This is a genomic window from Saccharopolyspora thermophila (assembly GCF_014646075.1).
Classification (GTDB): domain Bacteria; phylum Actinomycetota; class Actinomycetes; order Mycobacteriales; family Pseudonocardiaceae; genus Saccharopolyspora; species Saccharopolyspora thermophila.
In genome coordinates this window covers 46,928-67,599 of sequence record NZ_BMMT01000015.1, presented here as the reverse complement: position 1 = coordinate 67,599, position 20,672 = coordinate 46,928, and the positions used below count along the sequence as shown (strand labels likewise).

The window sequence follows — 20,672 nt, the reverse complement described above, 5'->3', positions numbered from 1 at the left end:
AAGGCAATGCGCACCCCGCCGAGCGGCGGACCAGTCGGTCACGGTCCGCGATCCACTTGCTACGAAAAGTGATATTTCGCACTGGTGCGCACGTTCGCGCACACATTTCCGGATTCTCGCGCTACCCTGGAGGCATGTCAGCCGCGCTGGAGACCGTGTTGGCACGTGCCGGTTTAAAGGTCACTGCCAACGAATTCCTGACCCTGGTCGAGGACGCCGCGAAGAAGCTCACCTCGCCGCAGGTGGACCCAGCCGCGCACTTCACCGACGCCGAACGGGATGCGCTCAGCGAGGCCGGGCTGGACCTGGCGCCGTTGAGCGACTCCGAAGTCGACCCCCGCGCGCGCACCGTCGCCGAACAGGCCGTGCTGCGCGACACCGCGCTGTCGGTCAACCAGGCCGCCGAGCGGGTGGGCGTGGACAGCAGCCGGATCCGCCACCGCATCAGCGAACGCCGCCTGATCGGGTGGAAGGACCGCGGCGGATGGCGGCTGCCCGCGTGGCAGTTCACCGACACCGACGTGCTGCCCGGGCTGGACACCGTCCTGGCCGTCATGCCCGTCGACCAGCCCGCGCTCGTGCTGGCCAACTTCATGACCACGCCGCAGGAGGACCTCGAGATCGGGGACCGCCCGGCGAGCCCGCGCGAGTGGCTGTTGGCCGGCGGCGATCCGCAGCGCGTTGCCGAGCTCGCGGCCACCATCGGCACCCCGGCGTGAGCGCACCACTCCACCGCCCAGATCTGAACCCAGGAACTCCATGGCACGGCTACCACAGCCGCCTGCGCCAGCGGTGCTGCAGGCGATGCTCCGGCGCACCGAGGACGTGATCGCGGTGCCCGCGGGCACCCGCCTCGTGCGCGTCTTCACCTCCGGGGGCAACCACCCGCAACAGTGGAACACCTTCCGCTACGCCGGGCCGCTGCCGCACGCCCGGTTCGACCCGCACCTGCCGAACAGCCAGGGCGGGCCGACGGTCACCCGGGAGCACGGGGTGCTGTACTTCTCGCTGTCCGTACAGACCTGCATCGCCGAGGTGTTCCAGGCAACGTCCACAGTAGATCGACGGACCCGCAATCCGTACCTGGTGCTGTTCCGTCCACGGCGGACCCTGCGGCTGCTGGACCTCACCGGCCTGTGGCCCACCCGCGCGGGCGCCTCGCAGGCCATCAGCACCGGACCGAAGCTACGCACCCAGGCGTGGGCCCGCGGCATCCGCGCGGCGTACCCGGAACTGGACGGGCTCTGGTACCGCTCGTCAATGGATGCGGGCAATCCGTCGCTGTGCCTGTGGGACCCGCCGGCGGCGACGGCGCTGCCGGACTCCCCCGACGTGCTGTTGCCGCTGAGCCATCCGGGGCTGGACGTGCCGCTGGGGCGCGTGTGCAAGGAACTCAGCTACACGCTGCTGGACTGACGACCGGGACCGGTCGAAACAACGCGAAGGGCACCCGGTCAGGGCGCCCTTTCGTGCGTCGGATCAGGCGTTGTTCCCCGCCCGCTGGGCCTGCTCGTGGGCCAGGGCGTCCTTCTTGGACTTGGTCAGACTGGCCCACGTGGTGATGCCCAGCACCAGGACGATCACCGACAGCGACATCCAGTTGCTGATCTCCAGCCACTCGGGCGTCACGTGGTACTCGTGGAACGCGTGCAGCACCAGCTTGATGCCGATGAACCCGAGGATCACGGCCAGGCCCACCGACAGGTAGATCAGCTTGTCCACCAGGCCGCCGAGCAGGAAGTACAGCTGCCGCAGCCCCATCAGGGCGAACGCGTTGGCGGTGAACACCAGGAACGGGTCCTGGGTGATGCCGAAGATCGCCGGGATCGAGTCGACCGCGAACAGCAGGTCCGCACTGCCGATCGCGATGATCACCACGAACATCGGAGTCAGGTGCCGCCTGCCGTCGATCTTCACCGTTGACCTGGCACCGTGGTAGTCCTCGGTCACCGGGAACACCTTGCGCACCCAGCGCACCACGGCGTTCTCCCGGTACTCCTCGTCCTCGTCCTTCTTGCGGACCATGCTGATCGCGGTCCAGATCAGGAACCCGCCGAAGATGAAGAACACCCAGACGAACTGCGCGATCAGCGCGGCGCCGATCGCGATGAAGATGCCGCGCATCACCAGCGCCAGCAGGATACCGATCAGCAGTACCCGGTGCTGGTGAATCGACGGGACCGCGAAGCTCGACATGATCACCATGAAGATGAACAGGTTGTCGACGCTCAGCGAGTACTCGGTGATGTACCCGGTGAAGTACTCGATCGCGAAGTGGGAGTCGCCCAACAGCCACACGCCGACCCCGAACAGGATCGCGCAGCCGATGTAGAAGGTGACCCACTTGGCCGCCTCACCGGTGGTGACCTCGTGCGGCTTGCGGTCCACGATCACCAGGTCGAGCAACAGCAGCAGGGCCAACCCGCCGAGCGTGGCGACCCATACCCACCACGGGACATCCATCCGGTCGACCGCTGGTTGCGCCTGCTGGGCGAGCAACGTCACGGCACCCATCCATCACCTCCGGTTCAGGGCACAAGCCGTTGACCGGAGGTCTCTTCCACCGGCCTCAGACCGGTCGACGGCACCGGGCTTGTCCAGGCAAGGTCCGTGATGACGACACCGTCGCGAAGGAATACTCCCCTCCACCACTCGCCAAGATTGTCACTTATGCGCGGGTGCGGACACCAGCCGGGGGATGCACAAGCAACGAACATCACGCGGTGACCGTACGGGCACCAGCCCCTCCAGGCAAAGCGGACAACTACTGCATCACCCCGACGGCGGCAGCTGTCCGGGGGTGCCGTTCGGGTTCTCCGACGCGGCTTCGCGCCAGAGGGTTCTCACCCGGCCCGCCGGTCGTTATGATCATGCGCCGAACCGCACGCGGGGATGCGGCACGACCTCGGCGCGGGCACAACGACGTGTCCGGTTGCTGTTTGGTCTCTGGTTCATAGCGTCTTGTCTTCGCCCGCGTCTGGATGAAAACCGGTGCCGCTCTCGTCCCCTACTGTCAACAGCGTGTCCTCCCCCCGTCGCAAGGGCCTCGTGCTGATCGCCCTTTCTTGCATCGCGCTGGTGATCTTCGGGGTGTTCGCGTGGTCCGGCGACGAGCGGCCCGAGGCGGCTCCGGCGGCCCCGCGGGCGGCGCTGCTGGACGTGTTGGACGGCCCCGGCGGCAGCGAGCGCGTCCAGATCGACGTCACCCTCTACGCCCCCGCCGACACGCCGGCCCCGGCGGTGCTGCTGGCGCACGGCTTCGGCGGCAGCAAGGACGACACCGCCGCCCAGGCGCAGGAGCTGGTCCGGCGCGGGTTCACGGTGCTGACCTACTCCTCCCGCGGTTTCGGCCGCAGCACCGGCCGGATCGCGCTGAACGCCCCCGAGTACGAGGTGGCCGACGCGCGCCAGCTGCTCGACTGGCTGGCCCGCCAGCCAGAGGTGCTGCGCGACGGGGAGGGCGATCCGCGGGTGGGCGTCACCGGCGGGTCCTACGGGGGCGCGCTGAGCCTGCTGCTGGCCGGCACCGATCCGCGGGTGGACGCCATCGCCCCGGTGATGACCTACAACGACCTGGCGCAGGCGTTGCTGCCCAACACCGCCACGCGCGACGAGTTGCCCGCCGACACCCCGGCCGCCGGGGCCCCCGCCGACCAGGGCGTGTTCAAACAGGCGTGGGCGGGGCTGCTGTTCTCCGCCGGCACCGCCCCGCGCGAGCACGGCCGAACCGCGGTGGGAGTCGACGGCCCGTCCGGCACGCGCCCCGGTGAGCAGCCGCTGACCTGCGGTAACTTCACCCCGCAGGTGTGCGCGGCCTACACCGAGGTGGCGCAGACCGGCCGCGCCGGGCAGGCCACCCTGGACCTGCTGGAGGCCGTGTCGCCGAAGCGCGTCACCGGCAACATCCGCGTTCCGACACTGCTGGTGCAGGGCGAGCGGGACACGCTGTTCGGCCTGGAGCAGGCCGACGCGAACGCCCGGCAGATCGCCGCGGCCGGCGGCAAGGTCAAGGTGATCTGGTTCGCCGGCGGGCACGACGGCGAGCCGCCGGGCCCGGCGTTGCGGGAGCGCATCGCCGACTGGTTCGCCTTCCATCTCGGCGGCGTGCCACCGGTGCCGGATCCGGGCACCGGTTTCGAGTACGACGTCGCCGGCCAGCAGCAGCGCAACGGCAGGACCCCGGTGCGGACCGTGGCCGCGCCCGCCTATCCGGGGGTGGGTGCGGAACGCGCTCCGCGCTTCGCGCTCCCGCTGCACGGCGCCGCCACCCAGGTGGTCAACCCGCCGGGCGGCAGCCCGGCCAGCACCAGTTCGCTGCCCGGCGCGGGTGCGGTGCTCGACGCCGCGGGCAGGTTCGGGCAGTCCCTGGCCCGCGACCTGCCGGGCCAGGTGGCGGTGTTCCGCACCGATCCGCTGGACAGCCAGCTGCTGGTGTCCGGTTCACCGCAGGTCCGGCTGTCGGTGGCGTCGGTGCCCGGCCAGCCCACCACCGGGGACGCGGTGCTGTTCGCCAAGCTTTATGACCTGGGCCCCGACGGGCAGCGCAGGCTGCTCGGCAACGCGGTGTCGCCGATTCACGTGGTGAACCTGCCACCGGACGGCACCCCGGTCGAGGTGGAGGTGGCCCTGCCCGGGGTTGTACACCCGCTGGAGACCGGCCACCGGCTGGAGCTGGCGGTGACCACCACCGACCAGGCGTACGCGGTGCCGAAGGAACCCGCGGTGCACCTGGTCGGGCTCGCCGGGGGCGGCGCGATCTCGGTCCCCTCGGTGCGCGGCACCACGGGCGGCGCCGCCACGGTGCCGGTGGCGCCGCTGGTCGGGATCGGGGTGATCGCCGCGTTCGCGCTGCTGGCCTGGCTGCTCTCGCTGATCCTCCGCAAGCACACCGACGACGTCGACCCGCTGCTGGCCGAGACGCCGCTGGTGATCGCCGGGCTGGGCAAGTCGTACCCGGACAGGGGCACCGCGGTGCAGGACCTGTCGATCCGCGTGGAGCGCGGCCAGATCGTCGGCCTGCTCGGGCCCAACGGCGCGGGCAAGACGACGACGCTGCGCATGCTGATGGGGCTGCTGCATCCGACGGCCGGGCAGATCCGGGTGTTCGGGCACCGCCTGCTGCCCGGGGCGCCGGTGCTGTCCCGCGTCGGCTCGCTGGTGGAGTCGCCCGGATTCCTGCCGCATCTGTCCGGCCTGGACAACCTGCGCTACTACTGGGCCGCGACCGGGCGGCCGATGCTGCAGGCCCGCTTCGACGAGGTGCTGCAGATCGCCGGGCTGGGCACGGCCGCCCAACGCCGGGTACGCACCTACAGCCAGGGCATGAAGCAGCGGCTGGCGATCGCGCAGGCGATGCTCGGCCTGCCGGAGCTGCTGGTGCTCGACGAACCGACCAACGGCCTGGGTCCGCCGCAGATCCACCAGATGCGCGAGATCCTGCGCCGCTACGCCGCCACCGGGCGGTCGGTGCTGATCTCCAGCCATCTGCTGGCCGAGGTCGAGCAGACCTGCACGCACGTGGTGGTGATGCACGAGGGCCGACTGGTGGCCGCGGGCAGCGTCGCGGACATCGTCTCGGTGGACGGCGAGGCGACCTTCCGGGTCGACGAACCGGAGAAGGCCGCGGAGGCGCTGCGCACCATCGAGGGCCTGGGCGTGGTGGAGACCGACGGCGACCTGGTGCACGCCGACCTGGCCGGACACTCGGCCGCGGTGGCGGTCAACGTGCTGGTCGCCTCCGGGATCTCGGTGCACCAGGTGGGACCGCGGCGCCGGTTGGAGGACGCGTTCCTGCAGTTGGTCGGCGAGGAGGCCCGATGAGCGACACTCCGTTGCCCGCTCATCACAAGCCGACCGGTATGGGTGCCCCGCACGACATGGAGGAGAGCCGGTGAGCGACGGGAACTCCGGGCGCGCCAGGGTCGGGCGGCTGGACACCGCCGAGACGGCGGTGGTCCGCTCCAACCGGGCGCAGCCCGTGCAGCCGGACGGCGCGGTGGAGGGCTACCGGGCGGGCCGGACGCTGCCGGTGCGGGTGGAGCTGGCCCGCCAGCTGCGCCGTCGCCGCACCCGGCTGGCGCTGGGTTTCCTGGTGGTGCTGCCGCTGTTGCTGCTGCTGGCGTTCGAGGTCGGCGACGACGGGTCGCGGGGCGGCCGGACACTGGCCGACATCGCCACCGCCAGCGGCCTGAACTTCGCGGTGTTCACCCTGTTCGCCGCGACGAACTTTCTGCTGGTCGTGGTGGTGGCGCTGTTCTTCGGCGACACCGTGGCCAGCGAGGCGTCCTGGTCGAGCCTGAAGTACCTGCTGGCGGCGCCGGTTCCGCGGGTGCGGCTGCTGCGGCAGAAGGCGGTGGTCTCGGCGCTGCTGTCCGGCTCCGGGCTGGTGCTGCTGTCCGCCGTGTCGGTCGCGGTGGGCGTGCTGTGGTACGGCACCGGGGACCTGGTGAGTACCACCGGTGAGGCGGTGCCGTTCCCGGCCGGGCTGGTGAGCATCGCGGTCGGCACGCTGTACCTCGCGGTGCACCTGACCTGGATCGCGGGGCTGGCGCTGTGGTTGAGCGTGAGCACCGACGCCCCGCTCGGCGCGGTCGGCGGGGCGGTGCTCGTGTCGATCCTGTCGGAGATCCTCGACCAGATCTCGGCACTCGGCGATCTGCGCACCTACCTGCCGACGCACTACTCGACGGCCTACGCCGACCTGCTCAGCGAGGACGTCGACTGGTCCGGGATGGCGTACGGGGCCTTCTCCGGTCTGGCCTACGCGACGGTGTTCGTGGTGCTCGCGGTCTGGCGGTTCCGCCGCAAGGACATCACCAGCTGAGGCGCCAGGCGGGTTCTGCGCGCTACGCGGGCGCCGTGAACAGCCGACCGGGCAGGGCCAGCACTTCGTCGAGGACCGAGCAGGTGGATCCGGTGGTCTGCCAGAGGACCGCGCTCCGCCCGACGTGGTTGTCGTGGCGGCGCACCCGTGCCGCGCGGGCGTCGTCCTCGGCCCGGACCTCCACCAGGTCCACCACGTCGGCCTGGGGGCGCACGTAGATGAGGGCTTCGAGTTCGCCGTTGGAATCGCGCACCGGCGGCATCAGCCGGAACCCGCGCGCGACGAGCTCCCGCAGCCGTCTGCTGGATTCGTCCGCGTGTTCCTCAACTGACGAGGTCATCGAAATCACCGTCCTTGGCACCATCCGCCGTTGCGTGCCCGCGACCATAGCACACGATATGTGATCGTATGATCACTCTTCGTACTCGGACGATGTTCCCGGCCCGGGATCGGCGAGCGACGGGTCATGATCTCCCAGCCGATCATCGTCTCGTACCCGCGGCGCCCGTACAGGTCGGTGGGCTCACTGCACGCAGAACTCGTTGCCCTCCGGGTCCTGCATGACGACGCAGTACCCGTGGGGCTCGTCCACCTCGCGCTGGTACGTCGCGCCGAGCGCCTTCAGCCGGTCCACGTGCTCGGCGATGACACGCCTGCGTTCGGCGGCGTCGTGGTGCGCCGGTCCGCGCTGGCTGACGTTGACGTCCAGGTGCACCCGGTTCTTGGCGGTCTTGCCCTCGGGAACCCGCTGGAAGAACACGCGCGGCCCCTTGCCCTCCGGGTCGATCACCGCCGAGAAGGCGTCCCACTGCTCCCGCGGCAGGCCGATCTGCTGCGCGAACGTCTCCCAGGAGTCGAACCCGGGTGGCGGTGGCTGCACCTGGTACTCCAGCGCCGCGGCCCAGAACTCCGCCAGCCGCGCCGGGTCGTGCGCGTCGAAGGTCACCTGGAAACCGAGCCCCACCGGAAACCACCTCCGCCGCGCAAACTACTCCCGGCCACCGACAGCTGCCCGTCGGCGACAACGGCCGGACGCACACCGGGTCCGGTGGCGTCCGGTCAGTCGAGTGCTCAGGACGAGATCCGCGACCGGTACTCGGTGACGAAGCCGTCGACCGCGATCGGTGCTGCTGCGTCGCCAGACCGCCGCAGACCCGTGGTGTCCTGCCAGGCGCCTCACTCGATGCCGGCGGCGTCCATGCCACGGAGCTCCTTCTTGAGGTCCTGGATCTCGTCGCGCAGTCGGGCCGCCAGCTCGAACTGCAGCTCGCGGGCCGCGTTCATCATCTGGTCGGTGAGCTGCTGTACCAGATCCGCCAGCTCCGCCCGCGGCATCACCTTGATGTCCCGGTCGGCCAGCAGCCCGGCGGTGGCCACCGCCTCGCCCGTCGGCTTCCTGCCGCGCGAGACGTTGCGACCCGAGCCACCCACCGGCACCGACTCGTCGGTGTCGTCGGCCTCGCTGTAGACCCGGTCCAGGATGTCGGCGATCTTCTTCCGCAGCGGCTGCGGGTCGATGCCGTGCTCCTCGTTGTAGGCGATCTGCTTGGCGCGGCGCCGGTTCGTCTCGTCGATGGCGTGCCGCATCGAGTCAGTGATCCGGTCGGCGTACATGTGCACCTGGCCGGAGACGTGGCGGGCCGCGCGGCCGATCGTCTGCACCAGGCTCGTCCCCGAGCGCAGGAAGCCCTCCTTGTCCGCGTCGAGGATGGACACCAGCGACACCTCCGGCAGGTCCAGACCCTCGCGTAGCAGGTTGATGCCGACCAGCACGTCGTACTCGCCCAGGCGCAGCTGCCGCAGCAGCTCCACCCGCCGCAGGGTGTCGACCTCGGAGTGCAGGTACCGCACCCGGATGCCCAGTTCGAGCAGGTAGTCGGTGAGGTCCTCGGCCATCTTCTTGGTCAGCGTGGTCACCAGCACCCGCTCGTCGCGCTCGGCTCGCACCCGGATCTCGTGCACCAGGTCGTCGATCTGGCCCTCGGTCGGCTTGACGATCACCTCCGGGTCCACCAGCCCCGTCGGGCGGATCACCTGCTCGACGAACTCGCCCCCGGCCCGTGCCATCTCGTACGGGCCCGGGGTCGCCGACAGGTACACCGTCTGGCCGATGCGGTCGGTGAACTCCTCGAAGGTCAGCGGCCGGTTGTCCAGCGCGCTGGGCAGCCGGAAGCCGTGCTCGACCAGGGTCCGCTTCCGCGAGGCGTCGCCCTCGTACATGCCGCCGACCTGCGGCACCGTCACGTGCGACTCGTCGATGATGAGCAGGAAGTCGTCCGGGAAGTAGTCGAGCAGCGTCGCCGGCGCCGACCCGGCCGGGCGGCCGTCGATGTGCCGCGAGTAGTTCTCGATGCCGGAGCAGAACCCGACCTGGCGCATCATCTCGATGTCGTACTGGGTGCGCATGCGCAGCCGCTGTGCCTCCAGCAGCTTGTTCTGCTTCTCCAGCCTCGCCAGCTGCTCCTCCAGTTCGGCCTCGATGCCCCGGATGGCCTTCTCCATCCGCTCCGGGCTCGCCACGTAGTGCGTGGCCGGGAAGATCCGCAGGTCGCGCACCTCGCGGACGATCTCGCCGGTGAGCGGGTGCAGGTAGTACAGCCGGTCGATCTCGTCGCCGAAGAACTCCACCCGCACCGCCAGCTCCTCGTAGGCGGGGATGATCTCGACGGTGTCGCCGCGCACCCGGAACGTGCCGCGGGCGAAGGCGATGTCGTTGCGGGTGTACTGGACGTCGACCAGCGCGCGCAGGAACACGTCGCGGTCGATCTCGCCGCCGACCTCCAACGGGATGGAGCGGTCCAGGTACGACTGCGGCGTGCCCAGGCCGTAGATGCACGACACCGAGGACACCACCACGCAGTCGCGGCGGCTGAGCAGGTTCGACGTCGCCGAGTGCCGCAGCCGCTCGACATCCTCGTTGATCGAGGAGTCCTTCTCGATGTAGGTGTCGGTCTGCGGGACGTATGCCTCGGGCTGGTAGTAGTCGTAGTAGCTGACGAAGTACTCGACCGCGTTGTCCGGGAAGAACCCGCGCAGCTCGTTGGCCATCTGGGCGGCCAGCGTCTTGTTCGGTTCCAGCACCAGCGTGGGCCGCTGGACCCGCTCGATCAGCCAGGCCGTGGTGGCCGACTTGCCGGTACCGGTGGCACCGAGCAGCACCACGTCCTTCTCCCCGGCGTTGATCCGCCGCTCCAGTTCCGCGATCGCCTGCGGCTGGTCGCCGGCGGGCTGGTAGTCGCTGACCACCCGGAACCGGCCGTCGGTGCGCGGGATGTCGGAGACGGGCCGGAACTCAGAGTGGGCCAGCACGGGGTGCTCAGTCGCGAATGCCACGACACCCAATGTACGAGCCCACCCCGACAACGCGCTTCGTCACGGGTTCCCAATCCTCATCCAGGGAAGATAATGAGTTACGTCACTCCATTCACGGGGAGGTGGTGAGATGTCGAGCAGCACTCCCATCGCCGGCCACCCGGACCTGGCCGAGTTGCGCATGCGGTACGAGCGAGCCTCGGAGACCCCGACCGCCCAGATGGCGGACGGGCTCACCGTGCTCGGCGGGCTGTTCGTCGCGTTGTCGCCATGGATCACCGGGTTCGCCGGCACGACTCCGTCGCTGGCGCTGAACAACCTGGTCACCGGCCTGACCGCCGTCATGCTCGGGCTCTCGTTCGCGGCCGCGTACCACCGCACCCACGGCATCGCCTGGACCTGCCCGGTCCTCGGCGCGTGGGTGATCGTGTCCGTGTTCGTGATGAGCGGAACCGCCGTGACGCTCAGCACCGTGCTGTGCAACGTCATCGGCGGGGCGGTCCTGGTCCTCGCGGGCCTGGGCACCATGGCCCCGGCCATGGCCAGCCGCGCCTCGAGCTGATCGGCTGATGAACGGAGGTCGCAACGCAGGTGGAAGCACGACAGCGGGCGCGAACTCCGCCGACGGCGGGGTCCGCGCCCCCGCACGCCGGTCCCGCTCGACGGCCGGTTCTTCTAGGGTGACGGCGTGACCACGCAACGCGAGATCGCCGAGTCGCTGGGCCTGCCCGTCCACCCGCCCAAGGTCGAGGTCTTCGACCTGCGCACCAGCACCAACACCGATCCCAAGGGCCACGTCCGCCCCGTGGCGCGCTACCGGCAGGAGCCCTTCGGGCTCTACCTGGCCCGGCCGATGCCCGGGCACCCGCGCATCGCGGCGCTGGAGTCGTGGCTGCTGCCCGCGCTCGGCCTGCGTGTCACCCGCTGGTACTGGCATCCCGGCTGCGCCGACGACGTGGACTACTACCTCGACGTCGTCGACATCGAGCCGGACGCCCACCGATGGCGCACGGTCGACCACTACCTCGACATCGCGGTGCGCGACCGGCGCGCCGCGGAACTGCTCGACATCGACGAATTCGTGCTCGCGGTGCGGGCCGAACTGCTGGACGCGGAAACGGCGGAACGCGCGATGGCCCGCGCCTACACCGCCGTCAACGGCCTGGCTCGGCACCAGTACGACCTGCCGATGTGGTTGCGCGACAAGGGATTCCAGCTGTCGTGGCACGGGCAACCCGTCGAAGATCCCGTACCTCAGTGACCGCTACCGCCAACCCGGTGACATTCGGCACGGTCTCTAGGGAGTCCAGCCCGTTCGCTCCGCCCAGCGCCAGGCCCGGGGGAGCGCTGCGGCGAACCAGGGTTCCTTCGCCTCGGCGTAGGCATCGCGGTCGGGGTTCGCCGCGTGCTCCGCCGCGAGCGTCCGCTTGAGCGCCAGGTACTCCTCGCGGGCCGCCGCGTCCGCGCGCAGCCACGCCGGGAACAGCAGGGCGACACGCTGCCCGGGCGAGCCGTCCACACGCACGTGCAGGTTCGCGTGGCGGCCCGGGTCGGCGGAGGCGTGCACCCGCTTCTCCCACAGCACCAGGTCCGGCGCGAAGGTGTGCGGAGTGTCGCGGCGGAGGTGCGGCACCACCGGGAAGCCCGCCTCGCCCAGTGGCTCGGCCAGCGCGTCGGCGTCCGCCAGCGACCGCACGGTCAGCTGCAGGTCGATGATGTCCTTCGCCGGAAGGCCAGGCACCGACGTCGAGCCGACGTGGTCGACCCGCACCGCCCGGTCACCCGCCGCCCGTTCGATCCGGGCGATCAGCCGCTGCGCCTGCCGCGGCCACTCCGGGTCCGGCTCGACCAGCTGCGGCGCCGGCTTCGGCGGATGCCTCCGCAGCCGCACGTTCTCCTCATACGGCACCAGCCGGTCCCGCCACAGCGCGTCGACCGCGGCGTGCAGGTCCGCGACCGAGCCGGTGTTGTCCAGCCACACGTCGGCGACCGCCCGCCGCTGCTCGTGGGTGGCCTGCGCGGCGATCCGGGCCCGGGCATCCGGCTCGGTCAGCCCGCGGTCGACCAGCCGCCGCACCCGGTCGGCCACCGGCGCGTCGACGATCACCACCAGGTGGTAGTGGGGGGCGTAGCCGACCTCGACCAGCAGCGGCACGTCGTGCACCACGACGGCGTCCGCCGGCGCCTGCGCCATCCGCTCGGCGGTCAGCTTCTGGATGCGGGGGTGGGTGATCGCGTTGAGGTCCGCGCGGGCCTGGTCGTCGCCGAAGACCTTCTCGGCCAGTGCGGGCCGGTTGAGTGCGCCGTCGGCGTCCAGCACGTCCGCCCCGAACCGCTCCACCAGCTCGGCCAGGGCCGGGCTGCCCGGCTGCACGACCTCCCGGGCGAGCACGTCGGCGTCGATCACCATCGCGCCGAGTTCCCGCAACCGCCGTGCCACCGTCGACTTGCCGGATCCGATGCCGCCGCTGAGTCCCACCCGCAACACGCCGCCCATCTTGCCACCCGCGCGCACGACAGCGGCCCCGCGCCGTGCGAAGGCGCGGGGCCGCAGGTGGTCAGACGTCAGCCGTCGGACTCACGCACCGCCGGAGAGCTTCTCCCGCAGCGCGGCCAGCTGCGCGTCGCTGGCCAGCGAGCCGCTGTCCTGCTCGTCGGAGGCCGAGGAGTAGTTCCCACCGGTCTGCTCGTCGCCGCCGGCGGCAGCCGCCGCGGCGGCCTCGGCGTCGGCCTGGCGGGCCTTGGTGACCTGCGCGATGTGCTTCTCGTAGCGGGCGTGCGCCTCGGCGTACTGCCGCTCCCACTCCTCGCGCTGCTTCTCGTAGCCCTCCTGCCACTCCTGGGTCTCCGGGTCGAAGCCCTCGGGGTAGATGTAGTTCCCCTCGGCGTCGTACTCGGCGGCCATGCCGTACTGGGTGGGGTCGAACTCCGAGTCCGGGCTGAAGCCCTCGTTGGCCTGCTTCAGCGACAGCGAGATCCGGCGGCGCTCCAGGTCGATGTCGATGACCTTGATCATCACCTCGTCGCCGACCTGGACGACCTGCTCCGGGATCTCCACGTGGCGCTCGGCCAGCTCGGAGATGTGCACCAGGCCCTCGATGCCCTCGTCGACGCGGACGAACGCACCGAACGGCACCAGCTTGGTGACCTTGCCCGGCACGATCTGACCGATCGCGTGGGTGCGGGCGAACTGCCGCCACGGGTCTTCCTGGGTGGCCTTCAGCGACAGCGAGACGCGCTCGCGGTCCATGTCCACGTCGAGGACCTCGACGGTGACCTCCTGGCCGACCTCGACGACCTCGCTCGGGTGGTCGATGTGCTTCCAGGACAGCTCCGAGACGTGCACCAGACCGTCAACGCCACCGAGGTCGACGAACGCACCGAAGTTGACGATGGAGGACACGACGCCCTTGCGGACCTGGCCCTTCTGCAGCTGGTTGAGGAACTCGCTGCGGACCTCGGACTGGGTCTGCTCCAGCCAGGCGCGGCGGGACAGGACCACGTTGTTGCGGTTCTTGTCCAACTCGATGATCTTGGCCTCGAGCTCGCGGCCCACGTAGGGCTGCAGGTCGCGGACGCGGCGCATCTCGACCAGCGATGCGGGCAGGAAGCCGCGCAGGCCGATGTCGAGGATGAGGCCGCCCTTGACCACCTCGATGACGGTGCCGCGCACGGGCTCGTCCTTCTCCTTGAGCTCCTCGATGGTGCCCCAGGCGCGCTCGTACTGGGCGCGCTTCTTGGAGAGGATCAGCCGGCCTTCCTTGTCCTCCTTCTGGAGAACAAGCGCCTCGACGAAGTCGCCGACGTTGACGACCTCGGCGGGATCGACGTCATGCTTGATCGACAGTTCGCGGGAGGGGATGACGCCCTCGGTCTTGTAGCCGATGTCAAGCAGCACCTCGTCGCGATCGACCTTGACGATGGTGCCCTCAACGATGTCCCCATCGTTGAAGTACTTGATGGTCTGGTCGACGGCGGCGAGGAAGTCCTCCTCCGTCCCGACGTCGTTCACTGCGACCTGCGGCTTGGTGGCGGCTGCAGTCGGGACGGTGGTGGTGTCGGTGGACATCAGGTGGGTTGCTCCGGTACGGATAGTTTGGTCGTTGGATCTACAGTTGTTGCCACGCCCCGGGTCGGTTCCGCTGCTACCACCATCACATCCGTTCCCGGGTTACCCGGCCAGGACAGGCGGACGACGAAAGACCCACGGCGCGGGCGGTATCGTACGCGCTTTCTCGATCGCCGGGCAAACCGCGGTACTCCCCGACCACCGGTCGACCCCGGACGACGACAATGCTCCACGTCCGAGGCAGTACCCACCAGGGACGAAGGAGATTCCTTGACACCAGCCGACGGCCCCGAAAGCGCCGAGGTCCAGGGTAGCTCCGCGGAGCGCCTGTTGGGCACCGCGGGTGTGACCAAACGCACCGCGGGTCCGGCCGAGTCGCGTTCGGCCAGTCGCCGGTGGTGGGACGCCGACGCCGACGCCTACCAGTCCGAGCACGGCGCATTCCTCGGCGACGACGACTTCGTGTGGTGCCCGGAGCGGTTGCGCGAGGCGGATGCCCGGCTGCTCGGCGACGTGCGCGGCAGGCGTGTGCTGGAGGTGGGTTGCGGCGCGGCGGCGTGCTCGCGCTGGCTGGCCCGGCAGGGCGCGCGGCCGGTGGCGCTGGACATCTCGGCCGGGATGCTGCGCCACGCCGCGGCGGGCAACGAGCGCTGCGGGATTGGCGTGCCGCTGGTGCAGGCCAGCGCCGACGGCCTGCCGTTCGCCGCCGACTCCTTCGACCTGGCCTGCTCGGCATTCGGCGGGGTGCCGTTCGTGGCCGACGTCGGCGCGGTGTTTCGGGAGGTGGCCCGGGTGGTGCGCCGGGGCGGCCGGTGGGTCTTCGCCGTGACCCACCCGATGCGGTGGATCTTTCCTGACGATCCGGGGCCGACCGGGCTGACGGCGACCCACTCCTATTTCGACCGCACGCCGTACGTGGAGGTCGACGACCTGGGCCGCGCGACCTACGTCGAGCACCACCGCACGCTGGGCGACTACGTGCGGGCACTCAGCGGCGCGGGAATGCGGTTGGTGGACCTGGTGGAACCGGAGTGGCCCGCAGGGCACACGCGCAACTGGGGACAGTGGAGTCCGCTGCGCGGGCGCCTGTTCCCGGGCACGGCGATCTTCGTCTGCGCGCTGGATTGACCGCCGCGACAGCGGCGCGGGCTGCATAGTGCTGGGTGGAGCCGAACGTCGAGGAGCAGCGGTGGCAACTGCCCAGGACCTGGTGCGGACGCAGTGCGCGCGGTTCGCGACTGTGGATCCGCAGCTGCCGGCCACCTACCCGGTGCCGGAGGGCGAGCCGATCATGGCGCACACCCGGGACGGGTCTCCGGTGGCGGGGATCGTCGCACGCACCGTGAACCCGCCGGGGTCGATGCCGACCCTGTGGCAGACCGAAGTCGTCCTGGAGTTGTTCCCGCTGGTCGGCGCGCACCCCCGGGAGGGCATGGACGCGTTGCTGCACGCGTGGCGGACGTGGCTGGCCGAGCGCGGCGCGCCGGAGCGGGACTCCTCGTGCGTGGTCACCTGGCCCAGCCGCGACGTGCCCGCGACCAGGGCCCTGCTGGACCACGGGTTCGTTCCGCTGTCCTGTCTTGCTGTGCGTCGGCCCACCACCGAGACCCGACTAACGAAACTGTCTGGTACCGTAAAGGTGCGTCGCGCCGGACCGGCCGACCTGGACGCCGTCGTCGAGCTCACCCTCACCGAGCTCGAGTACGCCGCCCTGGTCGGTGCGTCGGTGTACCGCCCCGACGCCCCGCGGCTCAAACGGACCGCTGCGCACATGCGCCTGCACTCCAGCGATCCGGTGTGGCTGGCGGAGCGGGACGGCACACCGGTCGCGGTCGCGGAGTGCGGCTGGGTCGACACCGGCGGGTCACCCGGCAGCCACCGCCTGCACCCGGGCATGTGGGCCTACGTCAACTGCCTGTCGGTGCACGAGCAGGTCCGCGGCACCGGCGTCGGCCGCCAGCTGATGACCTGGGTGCACGACGAGTTCGCCCGCGCCGGGGTCCTCGGCAGTTTCCTGCACTACAACCCACCGAACCCACTGTCCTCGGTGTTCTGGCCCCGCCAGGGCTACCGGCCACTGTGGACCACGTGGGAGGTACGACCGGCCACCGCGCTGCGCTGACACCCGCCCGGCCGGCGCACCGGTCGAGAGAGTCAAGGAGTCGGCGTGGAGATCGTCGCCACCGGCGTCGAGGTGGCCGGAGCCCACGGCCAGCTGCTGGCACCCACCTCGCTGCGCGCGAGGTCCGGTCGGCTGCTGCTGGTGGCCGGGGACCCGAACTCCGGGCGCACCGCGCTCGCCCTGGCGCTGTCCGGCAGGCTGCGCCCCACCAGGGGCGAGGTGCGACTGGACGGCACCGCGGACCCGAGCGCGCTGCGGCGCGCCGTCGCCGTCGTCGACGCCCCGCAGATCACCGAACCCGAGGGCGCACTGCCGGTGCGCGACGTCGTCGCCGAAGGGCTCAGCCTGGCCGGGCGACGGTCCGGCCGCCGCGCGGTGCGCGCCTGGCTGCAGGCCCGCGAACTGCCCGCCACCGAGCGCTTCGAGAACCTCGCCGGGCTCGCGCGCACCAGGCTCCTGGTGGACCTCGCCGTCGAGTCCCGCGCGGTACGCGCGCTGGTCCTGGACTGCCCGGACCGCCACGGCGGCGACCCCGCCGGCTGGTACGAGCTGGCCGCCCGGCAGGCGGCGCGCGGACTGGCCGTGGTCGCGTTGTGCTCCCCGCACTCCGCCGACAGGCTCGGCGTCTTTCCTGCCCGCATCGGCGCGGACAACCCCGAACCATCCACTTCGGACACCGCTGAAGGTCTACGATGACAACGTTCCGGATCGCCGCCACCGAGCTGCGCCGCCTCACCTCGGGCAGGCTGCCCAAGCTGGCGCTGCTCGCGGTCACCCTGGTGCCGCTGCTGTACGGCGCGATGTACCTCTACGCCAACTGGGACCCCTACGGCCGGCTCGGCTCGGTGCCCGCGGCCGTGGTCGTCGCCGACACCGGCGCCCAGCGGGAGGACGGCAGCCGCCTGGACGCGGGGCAGGACGTCTACCAGGAGCTGATCGACTCCGGCACGTTCGCCTGGCACCGCACCGACGAGCGGCAGGCCCGGGAAGGCGTGGCCAGCGGCGAGTACACCTTCGCGCTGGTGATCCCCGGTGACTTCTCCGCGGCGCTGCTGTCCCCCGCCGACTTCGAACCGCGGCAGGCCACGCTGCGGCTGATCACCAACGACGCCAACAACTACCTGGTCGGCACGATCGCCGACAAGGTGGCCTCCGAGGTCCGCAAGAGCGTCGCGGCCAGCGTGGGCAGCGACGCGGCGAACCGGTTCCTGCTCGGCTTCAGCACCGTGCACGACAAAACCGTCCAGGCCGCGGACGGCGCGGGCCAGCTGGCCGACGGCGCCGGGCAGCTGCACGACGGGCTCGGCCAGGCACAGCAGGGTACCGCGCAGCTCGCCACCGGGGCACACCAGCTGCTCGACGGCCAGACCCGGCTCGCCGACGGCGCCGACCAGCTCGCCGACGGCACCGGCCAGCTGCGCAGCGGTCTCGCCCGGCTGCGCAGCTCGACGGCCCAGCTGCCGGAGCAGACCGCGCGGCTCGCCGACGGTGCCGAGCAGGTCGCCGCCGGCAACGAGCAGCTCGCCGCCAAGGCCGACGTGCTCGGCGGCGTCTCGCAGAACATCGTCGACAACCTCGACCAGGCCCGAAACCGCGTCGCCGACCAGCTGCGCCAGGCCGGGGTCGACGAGGCGACGGTGCAGCGCGTCATCGCCGGCCTCGACCAGCTCACCAGCCCGATCACCGAGGCCAACGGCACGGTGCAGACGCAGGTCGGGCAGCTCCGCGCGCTGGCCGACGGCTCCCGCCAGGTCGCCGAGGGCAGCCGCAGGCTCGCCGACGCGATGCCCACCATGACCGGCGCCCTCGGCCAGCTCGCCGACGGTTCGGCCCAGGTCGACGACGGCGCGAACCAGCTGCGCGCCGGCCAGCAGCAGGCGCTCACCGGCACCCGGCAGCTCGCCGACGGCGCCGACCGGCTCGCCGGGGGCACCCGGCAGCTCGTCGACGGCTCCGGGCGACTCGTCGACGGCTCCACCACGCTCGCGACCGAGCTGGGCAGGGGCGCCGACGACATCCCGCACCCCGACCCGCAGACCCGCAACGCCACCGCCGACACCATCGGCGACCCGGTGGCCATCGACACCCAGGCGCAGGTCAGGGCCGACACCTACGGTGCCGGGCTGGCACCGTTCTTCATGGGCCTGGCGCTGTGGATCGGCGGCTTCGTGCTGTTCCTGCTGGTGCGCCCGCTGTCCACCCGCGCGCTGGCGGCCGGTGTCGCGCCGTGGCGCATCGCCCTCGGCGGCTGGCTGCCCGCGGCCCTCGTGGGCGTCGCGCAGGCGGTGCTGTTGTTTGTGGTCGTGGTGTTCGGCGTGGGCGTGCACCCGGCGAACCCCTGGTCAACCCTCGGTTTCCTGATCCTGACCTCGTTCGCGTTCACCGCGGTGGTGCACGCGCTGAACGCGGCGTTCGGGCCGAAGGGCAAGTTCATCGCCCTGGTCATCCTGGTGCTGCAACTGGTGACCGCGGGCGGCACGTTCCCGTGGCAGACGATCCCGGAGCCGCTGCACCCGCTACACCAGGTGCTGCCGCTGAGCTACGTCGTCACCGGCCTGCGCCACCTGCTCTACGGCGGCCCCGCCTCGGCGGCGGTGGCCAACTCGGTGGCGGTGCTGGGCTGCTACCTGGCGGCGGCGCTCCTGCTGAGCACGATCGCGGCCTGGCGCCAGCGCGTCTGGACCCCGAGCCGCCTCAAGCCGGAACTGTCCCTCTGACGGCCGGCAGTGCCGTGGGGCCGTCGACCCCCACGGCACCGCCGCGCTCCAGGCGGTCAGGCGAGGATCTCGCCGGCGCAGACCGTCCGCGAACGGCTCACCCGGGCCGCGTCGCCCGGCAGCGCACCCACCGGCATCGGAAGACTCCCGGGTTCTCCCCACCGGCCCCCGCCGGCGAGGAAGATCCGCCGCAGGCACAGCAGATCCCTGACCGCCAGCAACACGCACAGCTCGAAAACGGCGCGGTCGACGCGCCCCTCCTGGCCCACGACGGCCGCCCGCCACTCCGGCGGCACCACCTCGTCCAACGGGAGATCCTGGGCCGAGTCGTAGAACCGGCCGCTGCCCCAGCACGCGGTGTAGTCGCCGGCCAACTCGCCGAGCGCGGCCAGCACCGCCCAGCAGCCCGCGTCCGCACAGCGGAACTCCAGGCTGCCCAGCACGAGCTTGACGACCTGCTCGTGGTGGGCGGAGTAAGCCCCGCGCAGGGCCGCGCGCAGGCGCCGGGCCTGAACGGTCCCGTAGTCGTCGCCGGCCAGCAGCTTCCGCAGCTCCCGTTCGCTGACGACCGGGTACAACGCCGCCCGCACGGTGTCGTCGGGGTGGGCGAGAGCAGCTCGCACGAGCTTGTGCAGCACCGCGTCCGCCCGCTGCCTCGAGGACGGATGCGCGGGGTTGTCCTGCTCGAGCCGGTGCTCCGCCCGAGTCCGGATCCGGTGCAGCAGACCGACCAGGATGCTGCCGAGCAGATCGGTGATCTCCATCCGACGCCCGTGGCACAACGCGCTCAACAAGGTCAGCCGCAACGCCCGCGGATGGTGCACCAGCTCGTCCGGCCCGGAGCACACCGCCTGGGAGAACCATGCCTGCACCAGCGTCGCCGGGACGTCGTCGAAGGCGTCGGTGGGCAGGCACAACGACCTGATCTGCGCCAGCTTGTCGATCTCCCTGACGAGATCGCTCAGGCACTCCCGGTCCGCCGTGTCGTCCAGGTTGGTCAGCAGCTCGACGGGCAGCCCCAACGCGTGCAGTGAGGCCAGACCGTCGATCTGCCGGACGAGCTCGCCCAGGCGGATGCGACTCACGTCGGCCTGCAGCGCGCCGAGCAACTCCCGCTGGTTCCCGACCAGTGTTTCGAGCTGCTCGGCGGCCGCATCACCGATCCGGTCGACGATGCGGTCGCAGAGCAGCGTCTCGAAGTCCTGTAGAGCGCGCCCCGCCATGTCGTGCGCCTGCTCGGCGTCGGCAGCCCGCGCGCCGTCAGCCCCCAGCCGCGCGATCAGGGCGGCGGCCACCTGCTCCCGGCCGTGACCGGTGTGGACCAGCTCCTCGGTCAACCACACCAGCCACTGCCGTTCGTCACCCAGCTCCATCAACGCATGGCCGGCCTCGTCCTGATGTGCGTGCTCCCGCGTCAACTCCGCAGCGGACAATCCCACTCCCACCGCGCCCCCTGCTCCCTGCACACGGGCGTGAACCGTTTCTCAAGGGAACACACGCTAGCTCTCGCACCCGCAACACGATCGAGCGATCGGAGCGTGCGGAGGCCGGTAGGTCCGGGAGCGAGGAACCACGGGAGTTTCACCCACACCGCGCCGCGTGGGCGGCCAGCGGGACCGGGCCCGCGTC

17 protein-coding genes are annotated in these 20,672 nt (G+C 71.1%); 10 read left to right on the top strand and 7 right to left on the bottom strand.

All coding sequences use genetic code 11. The annotated features are described in order from the left end of the window. Window positions 1-134: 134 nt before the first annotated feature. Together IEY17_RS19400 and IEY17_RS19395 are read left to right on the top strand one after the other, a co-directional pair. Window positions 135-719, top strand: coding sequence for a DNA-binding protein (locus tag IEY17_RS19400; RefSeq protein WP_188989798.1), 585 nt, complete (start codon window positions 135-137; stop codon window positions 717-719). A 40-nt stretch (window positions 720-759) separates the two neighbouring features. Beyond that, the gene (locus IEY17_RS19395; RefSeq protein ID WP_188989796.1) at window positions 760-1,416 is read left to right on the top strand and encodes an RES family NAD+ phosphorylase; all 657 of its coding nucleotides are present in this window, start codon (window positions 760-762) and stop codon (window positions 1,414-1,416) included. A gap of 63 nt (window positions 1,417-1,479) precedes the next feature. Here the strand turns inward: IEY17_RS19395 and IEY17_RS19390 are convergent, their stop codons facing one another. Beyond that, window positions 1,480-2,463, bottom strand: a complete 984-nt coding sequence (locus IEY17_RS19390; protein ID WP_188989924.1) for a TerC family protein — start codon at window positions 2,461-2,463, stop codon at window positions 1,480-1,482. A 558-nt stretch (window positions 2,464-3,021) separates the two neighbouring features. Between IEY17_RS19390 and IEY17_RS19385 the strand changes: the two genes are divergently transcribed. Together IEY17_RS19385 and IEY17_RS19380 are read left to right on the top strand one after the other, a co-directional pair. Beyond that, entirely contained in the window at window positions 3,022-5,820 is a 2,799-nt protein-coding gene (locus tag IEY17_RS19385) for an alpha/beta fold hydrolase (RefSeq protein WP_188989794.1), read from the top strand. 70 nt (window positions 5,821-5,890) lie between these two features. Beyond that, the gene (locus IEY17_RS19380; protein ID WP_373289907.1) at window positions 5,891-6,823 is read left to right on the top strand and encodes an ABC transporter permease; all 933 of its coding nucleotides are present in this window, start codon (window positions 5,891-5,893) and stop codon (window positions 6,821-6,823) included. A 22-nt stretch (window positions 6,824-6,845) separates the two neighbouring features. On the opposite strand, the gene IEY17_RS19375 is transcribed toward IEY17_RS19380, so the two are convergent. From IEY17_RS19375 to uvrB, 3 genes are all read right to left on the bottom strand, one after another. Further along, window positions 6,846-7,163, bottom strand: coding sequence for a hypothetical protein (locus tag IEY17_RS19375; protein ID WP_188989793.1), 318 nt, complete (start codon window positions 7,161-7,163; stop codon window positions 6,846-6,848). Between the two features lie 183 nt (window positions 7,164-7,346). Further along, window positions 7,347-7,787 carry a VOC family protein gene (locus IEY17_RS19370; RefSeq protein WP_188989791.1) on the bottom strand — a complete coding sequence of 147 codons (441 nt, stop codon included), beginning with the start codon at window positions 7,785-7,787 and terminating at the stop codon, window positions 7,347-7,349. A gap of 212 nt (window positions 7,788-7,999) precedes the next feature. Further along, window positions 8,000-10,156, bottom strand: coding sequence for an excinuclease ABC subunit UvrB (gene uvrB, locus IEY17_RS19365; protein ID WP_308424008.1), 2,157 nt, complete (start codon window positions 10,154-10,156; stop codon window positions 8,000-8,002). A gap of 109 nt (window positions 10,157-10,265) precedes the next feature. Between uvrB and IEY17_RS19360 the strand changes: the two genes are divergently transcribed. Continuing rightward, window positions 10,266-10,697 (top strand): SPW repeat protein, encoded by a 432-nt coding sequence (locus IEY17_RS19360; RefSeq protein ID WP_188989789.1) that lies wholly within the window; start codon window positions 10,266-10,268, stop codon window positions 10,695-10,697. Between the two features lie 126 nt (window positions 10,698-10,823). Further along, window positions 10,824-11,396 (top strand): ribonuclease FAU-1 family protein, encoded by a 573-nt coding sequence (locus tag IEY17_RS19355; RefSeq protein WP_188989787.1) that lies wholly within the window; start codon window positions 10,824-10,826, stop codon window positions 11,394-11,396. Window positions 11,397-11,432: 36 nt separating this feature from the next. Here the strand turns inward: IEY17_RS19355 and coaE are convergent, their stop codons facing one another. Next, on the bottom strand, window positions 11,433-12,623 hold the full coding sequence (coaE, locus tag IEY17_RS19350) for a dephospho-CoA kinase (RefSeq protein WP_188989785.1): 1,191 nt from the start codon (window positions 12,621-12,623) through the stop codon (window positions 11,433-11,435). A 90-nt stretch (window positions 12,624-12,713) separates the two neighbouring features. Continuing rightward, window positions 12,714-14,204, bottom strand: coding sequence for a 30S ribosomal protein S1 (rpsA, locus tag IEY17_RS19345; protein ID WP_188989783.1), 1,491 nt, complete (start codon window positions 14,202-14,204; stop codon window positions 12,714-12,716). A 270-nt stretch (window positions 14,205-14,474) separates the two neighbouring features. Between rpsA and IEY17_RS19340 the strand changes: the two genes are divergently transcribed. The 4 genes from IEY17_RS19340 (at window position 14,475) to IEY17_RS19325 (ending at window position 19,043) form a co-directional block, all read left to right on the top strand. Further along, a complete protein-coding gene (locus tag IEY17_RS19340; RefSeq protein WP_188989780.1) occupies window positions 14,475-15,332 on the top strand; it encodes a class I SAM-dependent methyltransferase in 858 nt (285 codons plus the stop codon). Window positions 15,333-15,393: 61 nt separating this feature from the next. Further along, on the top strand, window positions 15,394-16,326 hold the full coding sequence (locus tag IEY17_RS19335; RefSeq protein WP_188989778.1) for a GNAT family N-acetyltransferase: 933 nt from the start codon (window positions 15,394-15,396) through the stop codon (window positions 16,324-16,326). Window positions 16,327-16,371: 45 nt separating this feature from the next. After that, window positions 16,372-17,022, top strand: coding sequence for an ATP-binding cassette domain-containing protein (locus tag IEY17_RS19330; protein ID WP_188989776.1), 651 nt, complete (start codon window positions 16,372-16,374; stop codon window positions 17,020-17,022). Further along, a complete protein-coding gene (locus IEY17_RS19325; protein ID WP_188989774.1) occupies window positions 17,019-19,043 on the top strand; it encodes a YhgE/Pip domain-containing protein in 2,025 nt (674 codons plus the stop codon). The genes IEY17_RS19330 and IEY17_RS19325 overlap by 4 nt, the downstream gene beginning before the upstream one ends. Before the next feature lie 56 nt (window positions 19,044-19,099). Here IEY17_RS19325 and IEY17_RS19320 read toward each other — a convergent pair whose 3' ends face one another. Continuing rightward, a complete protein-coding gene (locus IEY17_RS19320; RefSeq protein WP_188989772.1) occupies window positions 19,100-20,476 on the bottom strand; it encodes a hypothetical protein in 1,377 nt (458 codons plus the stop codon). Between the last annotated feature and the right edge of the window lie 196 nt (window positions 20,477-20,672).